The sequence below is a fragment of the Haloarcula salinisoli genome (assembly GCF_019599405.1).
Lineage (GTDB): Archaea > Halobacteriota > Halobacteria > Halobacteriales > Haloarculaceae > Haloarcula > Haloarcula salinisoli.
Map to the genome: position 1 here is coordinate 1,415,302 of NZ_RKLQ01000001.1, position 12,583 is coordinate 1,427,884.

The 12,583-nt window shown below is 64.8% G+C and carries 8 protein-coding genes; 3 read left to right on the forward strand and 5 right to left on the reverse strand.

Features of this window, described 5'->3' with window-relative positions:
• Positions 1-6: 6 nt before the first annotated feature.
• Positions 7-1,734 carry a secretion system protein gene (locus EGD98_RS07325; RefSeq protein ID WP_220587685.1) on the forward strand — a complete coding sequence of 576 codons (1,728 nt, stop codon included), beginning with the start codon at positions 7-9 and terminating at the stop codon, positions 1,732-1,734.
• A gap of 745 nt (positions 1,735-2,479) precedes the next feature.
• Positions 2,480-5,620: a DUF7286 family protein gene (locus EGD98_RS07330; protein WP_220587686.1), complete on the forward strand. Its 3,141-nt coding sequence runs from the start codon at positions 2,480-2,482 to the stop codon at positions 5,618-5,620.
• Positions 5,621-5,728: 108 nt separating this feature from the next.
• Here the strand turns inward: EGD98_RS07330 and EGD98_RS07335 are convergent, their stop codons facing one another.
• The 3 genes from EGD98_RS07335 to EGD98_RS07345 all read right to left on the reverse strand — a co-directional run bounded on the left by EGD98_RS07335 (position 5,729) and on the right by EGD98_RS07345 (position 9,495).
• On the reverse strand, positions 5,729-6,565 hold the full coding sequence (locus tag EGD98_RS07335; RefSeq protein WP_220587687.1) for an alpha/beta fold hydrolase: 837 nt from the start codon (positions 6,563-6,565) through the stop codon (positions 5,729-5,731).
• An 84-nt stretch (positions 6,566-6,649) separates the two neighbouring features.
• Positions 6,650-8,380 carry a glutamate--tRNA ligase gene (locus EGD98_RS07340; RefSeq protein ID WP_220587688.1) on the reverse strand — a complete coding sequence of 577 codons (1,731 nt, stop codon included), beginning with the start codon at positions 8,378-8,380 and terminating at the stop codon, positions 6,650-6,652.
• Positions 8,381-8,565: 185 nt separating this feature from the next.
• Complete coding sequence (locus tag EGD98_RS07345) at positions 8,566-9,495, reverse strand: ArsA family ATPase (protein WP_220587689.1); 930 nt, start codon at positions 9,493-9,495, stop codon at positions 8,566-8,568.
• 109 nt (positions 9,496-9,604) lie between these two features.
• Between EGD98_RS07345 and EGD98_RS07350 the strand changes: the two genes are divergently transcribed.
• Complete coding sequence (locus tag EGD98_RS07350) at positions 9,605-9,943, forward strand: OB-fold nucleic acid binding domain-containing protein (protein ID WP_220587690.1); 339 nt, start codon at positions 9,605-9,607, stop codon at positions 9,941-9,943.
• 45 nt (positions 9,944-9,988) lie between these two features.
• Here EGD98_RS07350 and idsA3 read toward each other — a convergent pair whose 3' ends face one another.
• Both idsA3 and EGD98_RS07360 read right to left on the reverse strand, forming a co-directional pair.
• A complete protein-coding gene (idsA3, locus tag EGD98_RS07355) occupies positions 9,989-11,029 on the reverse strand; it encodes a geranylfarnesyl diphosphate synthase (RefSeq protein ID WP_220587691.1) in 1,041 nt (346 codons plus the stop codon).
• A 2-nt stretch (positions 11,030-11,031) separates the two neighbouring features.
• A complete protein-coding gene (locus tag EGD98_RS07360) occupies positions 11,032-12,378 on the reverse strand; it encodes a ribonuclease J (RefSeq protein ID WP_220587692.1) in 1,347 nt (448 codons plus the stop codon).
• Between the last annotated feature and the right edge of the window lie 205 nt (positions 12,379-12,583).

A 12,583-nucleotide genomic window follows, 5' to 3' on the forward strand; every position in this document is an offset into this window, starting at 1 on the left:
GTATCGATGGGAACACTAGCTAGCCTGGTGCTGGCTCTGGCCGCGATGTATCCGGACGACGTCGACGTGAGCGACGAGCTCGTGGAGGCAATCGCCTTCATCGAGCCGGCGTACACGGCCGAAGAGCTCGTTCGGGCCGGCTACGTCGCGGGCGTCCTCGCCTTTTTTCTGCCCCTGCCGCTCGTCTACACGCCCGTCCCGCTGGTTGCCGTCCTCGTTATCTGTGTGGTCGTCTCCTTCCTGGTCATGCACGGGGTTCACACGGCCCCGCATCTCCTGGCCTCCCTCCGACGGACACGGGCACTCGGTGAGACGCCGGACCTCATCGGTCGTGCCGTCCTGCGGATGCACATCCAGCCAGCGACGGAGAACGCAGTTCGTTTCGCCGCCGAGACCGGTGACGGCCCGCTCGCGGCCAGCCTGGAGTCACACATCGACCGGTCTATCGGGACACCCGATTCGGGGCTCATCAGCTTCGCCGAGGACTGGTCGGAGGACTTCCCGGCGTTGCAGCGTTCCTCGCACCTCCTCTCGGCTGCACAGGAAGCACCCGATGGCGAGCGCGACCGAACGCTCGACCGGGCGATGGCCGCGGTGCTCAACGGCACCCGGGAGCAGATGGCGGAGTTCACCGCGGCCATCCGTAGCCCGACCACCGCGCTGTACGCGTTCGGTGTCATGCTTCCACTCGCACTGGTCGCGCTCGTCCCGGCCGCCTCGCTGGCGGGCTATCCGGTCTCCATCTGGTTCTTCGTGGTTGTCTACAACGTCGTCTTGCCCGTGATGCTCATCGCAGCCAGTGTCTGGTTGCTGGTGCGACGACCGGTCGCGTTCCCGCCGCCTGACGTCAAGCGCTCCCATCCCGACGTCCCCGACCGGACCTGGCCACCGTTCGTCTACGGTGCACTCGCCGGAGTCTGTGGGGCGGCGGTGGCGATCATCGTCGGTTCCAGGCATCTCGCACCGCTGGCCGGCATCGGCCTCGGGGTAGGATTCACCCTGGTCGGGTACTTCAGGCCTATCAAGGAGGTCCGCGAGTACGTCAAAGACGTCGAAGAGCATCTGGTCGATGCGCTGTACATCGTCGGTCGCCAGGTCTCGGACAACGAGGCCGTCGAGTCGGCCATCGACCACGCGGGCCACCGTGTCCCGGGTGAGACGGGCGACGTGTTCGACGACGCCGCCGGTATCCAGAAACGGCTCAAGACAACCGTCGAGGAGGCGTTCCTCGGACAGTACGGAGCACTCAAGGACATTCCCTCGGTTCGAACGGAAGGGACCGCTGCCTTGCTGGCTATCGCGGCCGACGAGGGCCAGCCGGCCGGGAAGTCCATCGTCTCGATGGCCGACCACCTAGAGGAGCTACGGGAAGTCGAACGCCGGACCAAACGCAAGCTCGCGATGGTGACCGGGACACTCACGAACACGGCCTCCTTCTTCGGGCCGCTCGTCGGCGGGGCCACCGTGGGACTGGCCAGCGGGATGGTCGGGTCGGGGGCCGATGTGGTCGAAGGTGGCTCCGCGCTGCCGACGGACCAGCTCGGTATCGTCATCGGCGTCTACATCATCACGCTCGCGGTGATCCTGACGACGCTGTCGATGGCGCTCCGTCACGGCCTCGACCGCTCCGTTATCGGGTACAGGGTCGGCCGCGCGCTCATCTTCGCGGTACCGATATACCTCATCGCAACGGTCGCTGTCGGCGTCATCGCCGGTACCGACGCGCCAGTGTAGACTGACCGCATTTTATTTGCCGAGTCGTATATGAAATGACCCCCATACTGGTTGTATTTAAAATCGACTGACTGAAGGTAGCATACCCATATTTTCGCGGAACGTTCAGCGGTCGCCGATCAAACTTGTCCGGGCTGGTAGGGATTCGTAATTAGAATAAACCCGAGTTGGCGAGCGAATATACCCACTGTATTCGATCACTTCAAATAGCAACCAAAACATATGCAGTTATCAATCAACAAACGGGTCGAGAACCGTCGGTGGCCACGAACCGGTGCTCGTCGTCGGCACTGCGTGTGTGAGTGGCGGCGACACGCTTCGCGCGTTGGGCTGACCCCCGGTGCCGATATCCCGAAGGAGGCATCGGCCGTTGCTCGATCTCGATGTTGACAGGCAGAACGCCGAGTCCTGATTTCGAACTACCGTTCGGTCGCGACAGTACCGGGGTAATCGGTTCTACCCGGCATAACTTTGGAGTGCTACTGTACGGACGAGCCCCGGGTGCTGTTCCCGGGTGACCACCCACTGTGAATCGGTCGGGCTATCGCCACGATAATCGCAGATATAATTTATATTGATTTAAGTTGCCCGAGTATGAGAAGTGGCTCATGCACCGTGGAGGGTTCGGAGAGCGGACGCCGGCGTGGGGAGCTGAGTCCGCTCCGGCAACGGGTCCGTCGCGAACGCCGCGATGGAACGAGGGCCGAGATTGCGTCCGGTTGCGGGCTCTGAGGCGTTGGTACCAATGAACCCGGACTCCGGGCTATCGATCGCGTCGGACGACAGCAGACAGATACCGTTCACGATTATCGGGATTCTGTTGCTGGTCTCGAGTACTACCCTCGTGTTCTATCTGGACACGCGACCCGAATCGGGGTCAATCACCACCACCGTTAGCCCGATGGACCGCGCGTCGGCGTCGGCGAAGACGGCCGTGAGCGACGGTATCTCCGAAGGGCTACAGAAGACCGCAGCGGAGCCGCTGAACCGCACGGCAGACACACCCGTCGGGCGGGCAATCGACGAAGCAGACGTGCGTATCGAAGGCGAGGAATCCACGTACGAGACGTTCGGTCCATACGTCCGTCTCCGTATCTACCAGGAGACACAGCGGAATCTCGACAGGGGGAGCCAGCGGATAAACGAAAGCACTGTTACGCGCGCCTCGCTCCCGGCGCTCAGCAACGAGGAAGACGAGATAGCGGCGGCCATCAGCAAGGTCGACCTCGAGGTCGGCCGGTATCAGGACGACATGGAGAGTGGTGCTGTCAGAGCCACTGTCAGCGGCATCAACGTCAGCGTCGTCCGTAACGGAACGGTAGTCGATAACAAGACTGAGACAATCACCGTCACCACCGGCTCGGCGGTATTCGGACTCCACGAGCGGACAACGACCTACGAGAAGCGACTGAACACCGACTTCTTCGATACCAGTGTCGCCGACGCGGAGGGGTTCAGCCAGAAGTTCGCGAAGCGGCTGTATCCGCTCGTGTGGAGCAAGGCCTACACGGAGCGGATGCATCCGAACGCGCGCCCGAGCGAGCAGGCGACGGCAGAGACCAAGTTCGCGTTCCACAGCCTCGTCGAGAATCACGAAGCCGAAACAGTCGCCAACGCCGCCATCTTCTCGGTACAGCAGCGGGTCTTCGGTTCGAAAGACCCCCAGGCGGAGGCCGTGATGTCACCCGCGTGGGCCTGTGTGGGAGCACGGACGATCGAGACACTGGCGGATGCGGACGGGCGTGGCCAGGCTGGGGGCGGAACCCCGTCCGAACCCACGACCGAGCGGACCGCAGCGGCGACTGCGTCCGCGTCGACGACAGGGCCGTTCATGACCCGCGGCGGCGCCGGGTTCAACTACTCGTTCAGTGACGAGAACTTCTGTCAGACCTCGCGGTTCCCGTTCGGTGAGGTCAGTGGACCCGCCCCGAGCAATCTTCGGGACATCACGGACCAGATGCTCGGCGGCATCGACCGGCCGATAACGCGTCGGACGGCGGAGATTCCGATCGAACGCTTCGCCCAGCCGGCCTTCCAAGAGGTGGTCGGCGCGGACCAGCCCGGATTCTCGGCAGACGACATCGAGGGCGCGGCTATCGAAGAGAACGCGACCGAAGCTGGGAACCACCCGGCGGTCGATAGTAACTACGCGAACGGCCCGAACCAGAACCCGTCCTACGGTTTCACCCCCACAGAGCTGGTCGATACCACCATCGATTCGACCTATCGGGTAGACGTCAGCGCCGGGCTGGAAAACACCAGTTCGAGCGGGAGTTTGCCCGATGCGGACGAACCAGACCGCCACTCGGGGTGGCGCTCAGTATCGACGGAGACGACACAGGACAGCGTGGATACGTCTGTCAACTGGACCGAACTCCCGAACGGGGACAGCCAACAGCGTCTCCACGAGATAACGGTCAGCCTCGATATCGAATACACGGAGGTCGAAAAGTGGGTACGCACCGAAGATAACGTGAGACACACGGCTACGACAAACGCGAGTAGCTCGAAGCGCTACCAAACCACGATCGTGATCGAAGGGGGGTTCGCCCCCGGACACGATGTCGAGGATCGAGATATCGCCAACATGTACAGGGCCAACGGGGCGCCGGGGCCGACCGAGAATTTCAATCCCGGCCTCGACGCCTCGATATCGGAACTCCTCGACGGTGTCGAACCCGACACCCTCGAGAGCGATATCGAGAACGAGACGCTCAATGCGAGTGCGATCAGACAGCGCTCAGATTTCACTGACCAGATCGAAGACAGTCTCGGCGACCCCTCGACGATCGGACCGGAGACGTTGCTGGCCGGGAACCGGAGCGCCCTCGAGAGCTGGATGGTGAGTCAACTCCAGACCAGCCACGACGGCATCGTCGACGATGTGAACAATACGACGGTCACGCGCCGCCGAATCCTGACCGGTGAGGAGCCCCTCTCGGTGATGCGCTCGGATCTCGATGCCGTCGACGACGACTACGTCTATCCCAACAGCACGTTTCTGACGCCGGCACATTACGCCCGTGCCGAACTCGTCAACGACTACGTCGACAACACGAACGACTGGATGACCCGATACGTGGAGAAGCGAAACAGCGGTCGAGAGCAGATCAACCAACAGCTCGGGCCCGACGGGGAACGTATCAACGAAGGATTCAGCCAGGCGCTGTTCTTCGCACGCGAGGCGCTCTCTGTCTCGAGCATAACAGAGACCAGAGCGAAAGTCGAGGAGACGCCCTTGCTCGGCGAGATCAGCTATCGGGTCGACGGCTCGCCGACGTATCTCTCTAGCTCGCCGGTCACGCGGACCAGCACGCCCGACGCCCGTCCGGCGAGGGACGGCCCGGATACGCCGAACGCAAGCGAACACGCGGCACTCGCGGTCCGCAACGACGTGTGGCTCCCGGTTCCGGGGCTGCCGCTCGTTCCGTGGCCCGAGTTCTGGTTCGTCTCGGCAAACACCGTGACCCTCGATGTCGAAGGTGAGTACGCCCGCTTCGAAGTCACGGCAGACACGACCAAACGCGGGCGCACGTCGACGTACCGCCGGCAGGACGAGCCCGTCACGATGGAGATAGCCCAGCAGGAACGCCGCGTCGGGACGGTCGACCCGGTCAACTTCACGAGCAGGACTGACATCGTCGTTGCCACCCCCGGGCCGGTGTGGTATCCCAATGGAAGCTACGGTCCGGGAGACCGAGTCGGGAACGGAACCGACCATCGACTCGTCGAGTGTACCGCTGCGTGGGGAGCGACCGGGCCGAGCTTTGACCTCTCCGCGGTCGACTACGACGACTGTCCGAACCTCCCCAGCGCCTCGAGTAACACGTATCGGTATCTCAACCGCACCGCGGACGGAGACATCACCGTCGAGGAGACTGGGTAGGACCGTCGGGCTGGCACGGTGGAACCGGGACTCTCCAAACCGAGTTACCGTCTGTCGGACTGTGAGTGTCACAGAAGCTATCGCTACCAGCGGTATCTGACAGGACAGTCACAGGTTCCTGTTGTCGTCGACGGTGAACTCGGGGTCGCGGTCGGTCTGTGACGCCAGCTGCGTCGCGAGAAAGTCAGCGGTCGTCTCGGAGGTCGCCTCGTAGTGGGCTCCGTCGAACGGGAAACCGTGGCCGCCGGGAACCACGCGATGGTCGACGGTGGTCAGCGGGTCGAGCGCCTCGGCCAGTACCGCCGATTGCTGGGGCGAAACCACGTGGTCGTCTTCACCGTGGAGCAGAAGTGTCGGTGGCATCGACATGTCGGCCTGCTCGACCGGCGAGGCGAGGTCGTAGGCGGCGGGCAGGTCCTCGGGCGACCCGCCCAGATACGTCTGCCGGCGGTCGTCCAGTCCCATGCGGAAATCGTAGATGCCCGCGTACCCGACCACCGCCGACAGCGCCGACGAGGAGCCGGGGTACATATCGGGCTCCAGCGCCGGGTCGTCGGCCGTCGCCGCCGCGAGCACCACCAGATTCGCGCCGGCGGAGTGACCCACGGCTGCGATGCGCTGTGGGTCCACCTGCTCGCACTCGGTGCGACACCACTCGATAGCAGCCTTCACGTCGACCAGCGCCGCCGGGAACGTGTGCTCGGGCGCGAGTCGGTACTGTGGTTCGACGACGAGATACCCATCTGCGGCGAGGTCGATGGCATGGCGGGCGAACTCGCCCTTGTCGCCGACCGTGAAGCCGCCGCCTCGCACCAGCACGACAGCGGGTTTCGGCGCGCTGGTCGCCGTCGATTCGTACACGTCCAGCCGGAGGGTCTCACCGTCGACCTCGTGGAACGGGACGTCACGCCTGACGGTGACCGTCGTCTCCTCGGGTGGGTTCACGGTAGAGAGTCCGGTGGGTCGAGAGAAAAAAGCGTCGGGGTCGCCAGCCGACAGCAACCGGAGGACCCACTGCGGTTTCAGGGGCTATGGATGCGCGAAGTACGCGACGGACTCCTCGTCGGGGTCGACGCGGTCGACGCGGGCGAAGCCGATTCGCTCGAACTGGAGCATAACGTCTGGCTCGTAGTCGAGATAGCCCGGCTCGGCGATGCCGGTCACGTCGCCGTCCATCGTCCGCAGTCGGAGTTCGGGGCCGTCGGCCGGCGCCCAGTGGACCACGTCGACGCCCTCCTCGCGGACCGCCGTGATGTCGTCGCCGACGTACTCGAAGGCGTCGCGAGTGTGTCGCACGCAGCCATAGCCCTTGAGCCAGACGCGGTCGCCGTGGTCGGGCAGGTCGTCGCCCTCGACGACGACCCCCGCCGTGACGGGAATGTCCCGCCGGCCACGGTCCTCGAAGTCGGGGTGCAACGGCGGTTCACCGGCGTCGGGCCCGCCGACGACCTGGCGTTCGACGAGCCCGCCAGATTCCTCGTCGTCGCGGACGAAGAACGCACGGTCGGTGTCGTCGTCTATCAGCTCGCGGTTGTTGGCGTACACCGACGAGATAGCGAGGTCGACGTCGGAGGTCGAGGTGCCCAGTTCGACCATCGCGTCGACGAGCGCCTCACCCCGAATCCCCCGCCGTCGGAGGCTCGCCACGGTCGGCGCGCGCGGGTCGTCCCACCCGTCCAGTTCGCCCTCGGCGACGAGCTCGCCGATGGTCGAGGTCGACATCGACACGTCGTAGGCGTCGACCTGCACGTGGCCCCAGTGGACGACCTCGGGGTACTCCCAGCCGAAGTAGTCGTAGACGAAGCCCTGGCGTTTCGCGGAGTCCTGCAGGTCGATACCGCGGATGATGTGGGTGATACCGAGCAGGTGGTCGTCGACGCCGCTCTGGAAGTCCAGCATCGGCCAGCAGCGGTAGTCGGCCGCTTCCTCGCGCGGGTGGGGCGTGTCTATCATGCGGAACGCGACGAAGTCACGCAGCGCGGGGTTCTTGTGGGTGATGTCGGTCCGGACCCGCAGCACCATCTCGCCGCTCTCGTACTCGCCGTCGACCATCGCCTCGAACTCCTCGGCGACGGTCTCGGTGGCTTTCTCGCGGTGGGGACAGGCTTCGCCGCTGTTTTTCAGCTCGGAAAAGTCCCCCTGCGGACAGGAACAGGTGTAGGCCCCGCCCAGGTCGATGAGTTCGCGGGCGTGGTCGTAGTAGACGTCGACGCGGTCGCTCGCTCTGACCACATCGTCCGGCTCGAAGCCGAGATACTCGATGGCGTCGAGGATTGCGTCGTATGCGTCCAGGTCCGGGCGCTTGGTCTCCGGGTCGGTGTCGTCGAACCGGCAGACGAACTCGCCGTCGTATCGGTCCTTGTACGTGCCGATGACGGCGGCCATCCGCGCGTGACCGATGTGCCACGGGCCGTTGGGGTTGGGGGCGACCCGCATCCGCACCTCGCCGTCCTCGGCGTTTGGAAGGTCCGGTAGCGGGTGGTCGTCGCCCTCGTCCTCGCTCTCTATCTCCTCGAGTTTCTCCGGAGCGAGTTCGGCGATTCGCGCCCGGCGCTCCTCGCTATCCATCCCGTTGACCCGCTCGACCACGGGTGCGATGATACCGGGGATCTCGTCACCGTGCTCCCGGAACTCGGGGTTCTCGCCCATCAGCGGCCCCATGATAGCCCCGACCTGTGCCTCGCTGTCGTGTTTGACAGCGTTGAGGAGGGCGTTCGTCTCGGCGGCCTCCTCGATACGCTGGCGTACGGCGTCGTCCATGGTCGAAGGGTCCGGCGGGAGGGCTAAAACGCCGTCGGACCACCTTTTTCACCCGGGGGTTCGCGCTCGCGGTGGCGAGCGCTCAACCCCGGGTGAAAAACGTGGGCGAAAAAGTGCTGACCGCTCGGCTTCGCCTCGCGGTCAGGGAAACGCCTCGCTACGCTCGGCGTATGCTACCGGTTTATTCACCCACCAATGTGTTGCCCGACCCGCTCCAGCGCCGCCAGTCCGGTCACCTCGCCGGATTCGTCGGGGACGGTCCACACCGCCAGTTCAGGCAGTGACTCCCGTAACGCCGCCAGTGACTCCTCCTGGACGGCCTGCTTTCCCAGACAGCGCTCGCAGTCGCCGGGGTCCTCGATGACCTTGTTGACCACCAGCGTTCGTACCGGGACCTCGAACTCCCGCAGCTGGGCGACCAGCCGTTCGCTCTCGCGGACGGCCATCGTCTCTGGGATGGTCACGACGCGGAACTCCGTTCGGGCGGGGTCTCGGAGCACTTCGCCGACCCGTTCCATCCGGTCGCGCATCTCGGTGAAGCTGTCGGCCTCCTCGCGGCGTTTGCGTCCCATCGGCCCGAACATCATCGTCCGCGCGGTGTCGACCTTCCGGCGGACCTGGTCGCGCAGGTCGAGGGCGGTCGCCAGCCCGCGGTCCATCATCTGTGGGAGGTCGAGCAAACGCAGCGTGTGGCCGGTCGGCGCGGTGTCGAAGACGACACGGTCGAACCGGTCGTCCTCGACGTAGGTCGCCAGCCCGTCGATGGCGGCGAGTTCGTCGCTACCCGGTAAGACGCCCGAGGTGAACAGCTCGGCGACCTGGTCCTCGTCTAGGTGGATCCCGGCGTCGTCGAACTCCTCGGCCAGTGTCTCGAAGATGGCCTCGTAGCGGTCGATACCCGCCTGCGGGTCGATTTCGACGCCCCAGAGCCGCTCGCGTATCTCGACCGGTTCGGAACCGATGGACCGCTCGACCGCGTCGCCTAGCGAGTGGGCCGGGTCCGTCGAGACGACCAGTGTCTCGAACCCCTCGCGGGACAGTTCCAATCCGGTCGCCGCCGCCACGGTCGTCTTTCCGACCCCGCCTTTGCCGCCGTAGAGGACGAACTGGGTCACGGCTCCCCGTTAGTATCAGACAGACATAACTCTCCGGTGCCGGTGGGGCCGTTAGACGGTCTCTCATACCACCATACAGACTTTTGTACCGTCGGAAAAACTGCGAAATATGGTGCAAAACGCAGGTGTTCGGACGTACGGACTCGTGGCAGTCGCACTGATGGTCGGCCTCGCTGGGTGTGGCGGGATACTCGGCGGCGGCGGTGGCTGTGGCCCCGGCGAGACGGAGATAGCCGAGGCGAGCGGAGAGGTGTCGGTGACCGGCGAAGTCACCGAGACCGGCCAGGGGTCGTTCACCATCGACGACGGCACCGATACGGCGTTCGTCCAGAGCACGGACGACGTCTCCGAGGGCGACTGTGTGACCGTCGAGGGTGTCGCGAGCGATACGAGTAGTATGCCCGGTGCGAACGTGACTATCGCGGCGGAGTCCATCTCGGTTAACTAGCGACCAGCCGCGAACTCGTCTGGCGGCGTATAAAACCGACGCCGCTCAGTACTCGCGTTCGACCAGGTAGTCCGCGATACCGGAGAGCAGGTCACGCGCCTCGTTGTCGGGGAGGACTTTGAGGTTCTCCTTGCCGCTGGTGACCAGTTCCTGGGCTCGAGAACGGGCGTACTCGATAGAGCCCGCCTCGTGGAGCGTCTCGACGGCCTCGTCGATTTCGGCTTCCGAGACGGCCTCGACGGAGTCGGTGTCGACCAGGTTCGCGACGTCGACGCCCTGTTGCTCGGCGTGCAGCGTCACGAGCGTCTGCTTGTTCTCGACGAGGTCCGACCCGCGCTGTTTGCCGAGCTTCTCGGATGGCGTCGTCAGGTCGAGCAGGTCGTCCTGAATCTGGAACGCCCGCCCGACGTCGAGACCGTGGTTGTACAGCGCCTCGACGGTCTCCTCGTCGGCACCCAGCAGCGTCGCCGGGATGGCCGCCGCCGCGCCGTACAGCACGGCGGTCTTTAGTTCGACCATCTCCAGGTACTCGTCGGGCGTCACCGCGTCGCGGGCCTCGAACTCGATGTCGAGCGACTGGCCCTCACAGATACGCGTACAGGTCTCGGCCAGGCGCTTGTTCGCGGCGACGGTCCGGTCGTGGGCCGCGCCGGTCGAAAGCAGGAACTCGAAGGCCTTGGAGTACAGTGTGTCGCCGGCCAGGATAGCCGTCGAGAGGTCGTACTCCTTGTGGACGGCCGGGACCCCACGTCGGAGGTCGTCGTCGTCCATGATGTCGTCGTGGATGAGCGTGAAGGTCTGGATGACCTCGATGGCGATGGCCGCCGACAGCAGGTCGACCTCCCCGTCCTCGAGCGTGGGGAACGCACGGTAGTCGGCCCCTCGCGGTTCGACGGAAAGCAGCGACTCACCGACCAGGAGGAGGACGGTCGGCCGGAGCCGCTTGCCGCCGGCGTCGAGCAGGTATCGAGTCGCCTCGTAGAGCCCCTCCGGTCGGGTGACCGGCAGCGCCTCCGGGAGCGCCTCGTTGATCCGCTCGCGACGGGCGAGGATAGCTTGTTCGACCTGCTGGTGGCGTTCTGACATGCTTATTCGGTGAGCTGAATCATATTCCCGTTGCGGGTGATATGCAGGTCGCGACCGACCTTGAGGCCAAAGTCCTCGGCGAGGTCCACGTAGGGCGCGAACCCTTTGAGGCTCTGGTGGGCCGGGATGACGTGCTGTGGCTGCAGTGCCTCTAGCATCTGGTAGTGCCCCTCCTCGCGGAGGTGGCCCGAAACGTGGATGTCGTCGTAGATGCGGGCGCCCTGCATGCCCAGCAGCTTCTCGGACTGGTAGCGCTGGCCCTCGTTGGTCGGCTCCGGGATGACCCGGGCCGAGAACAGGACCTTGTCACCGTCGGACAGTTCGTAGGGCGTCTCGCCACGGCCCATACGGGTGAGCATCGCGCGGGGCTCGCCCTGGTGGCCCGTGACGATGGGCAGGAAGTTCTCCTTGCCCTCGTTCATGATTCGCTTGAACGTGCGGTCGACGGACTTGCGGTGGCCGTACATCCCGAGGTCGTCCGGGAAGTCGACGAAGTCGAGTCGTTCCGCAGTCCCCGAGTACTTCTCCATCGAACGACCCAGCAGGACCGGCTGACGGCCCATGTCCTCTGCGAACTCGACGAGGCTCTTCACGCGGGCGATGTGGGAGGAGAACGTCGTGGCGACGATACCGCCGTCGTAGTCCTCGATGCTCGTCATGACGTCCTTGAGGTGGGTCCGGGCGACGTTCTCGGAGGGGGTTCGGCCCTTCCGGCCGGCGTTCGTACAGTCCTCGATGTAACAGAGGACGCCCTCGTCCTCGCGAGCGATCTCGCGGAACCGCTTCATGTCGATGGGGTCACCGATGACCGGCGTGTGGTCCATCCGCTTGTCCAGCCCGTAGACGACGGCGCCCTCGGGGGTGTGCAAGACCGGGTTGATTGCGTCGATGATGGAGTGGGTGACGTTGACGAACTCGAGTTCGTTGCGCTCGCCGATCTGCATCGTCTCGCCGGCTTCCATCTTGACGAGGTCGTTCTGGACCCCGAACTTCTCCTCGCCCTTGATCTGCTGTTTGACCAGCTCGATGGTAAACGGCGTCGCGACGATGGGGGCATCGTAGCGGTGGGCCAGCTTCGAGATGGCACCGATGTGGTCGAGGTGACCGTGGGTCGGGACGATGGCCTTCACGTCGCCTTCGAGTTCGGACATGACCCGGTCGTCCGGGATAGCGCCCATGTCGATGAGGTCGAGCGAGTGCATCCGCTCGGTCTCGACGTTGTCGTGAATCAGTACCTTCGAGAGGTTGAGGCCCATGTCGAAGATGACGACGTCGTCGCCCGCTCGAACGGCCGTCATCTGTCGGCCCACAGCCTCGTATCCGCCAATTGTTGCGATTTCGACTTCCATGGTTGTAGCTCCGAGTAGGAGCCGCCCGCGAGCACGCGGTCGGGGCTGGCAACGACGGTAACGGCTGAAACGGCGTCTCGGTTCCTTGAGCGAGGCCGGCCGGGTGTCGCCCGTAGCCTCGCTGTCCGTCGCGGAAGGGACTCGTGTCCCGACGACTGTTCCCGTCGTCTGCCGGCCGCCGACCCGTCGCGGGCGGCCGTGCGCT

Coding starts and splice junctions, on each gene's coding strand:
- EGD98_RS07325 (WP_220587685.1), top strand. CDS start 7: ATGGGAACACTAGCTAGCCTGGTGCTGGCTCTGGCCGCGATGTATCCG.
- EGD98_RS07330 (WP_220587686.1), top strand. CDS start 2,480: ATGAACCCGGACTCCGGGCTATCGATCGCGTCGGACGACAGCAGACAG.
- EGD98_RS07340 (WP_220587688.1), bottom strand. CDS start 8,380: ATGGACGACGCCGTACGCCAGCGTATCGAGGAGGCCGCCGAGACGAAC.
- EGD98_RS07350 (WP_220587690.1), top strand. CDS start 9,605: ATGGTGCAAAACGCAGGTGTTCGGACGTACGGACTCGTGGCAGTCGCA.
- idsA3 (WP_220587691.1), bottom strand. CDS start 11,029: ATGTCAGAACGCCACCAGCAGGTCGAACAAGCTATCCTCGCCCGTCGC.
- EGD98_RS07360 (WP_220587692.1), bottom strand. CDS start 12,378: ATGGAAGTCGAAATCGCAACAATTGGCGGATACGAGGCTGTGGGCCGA.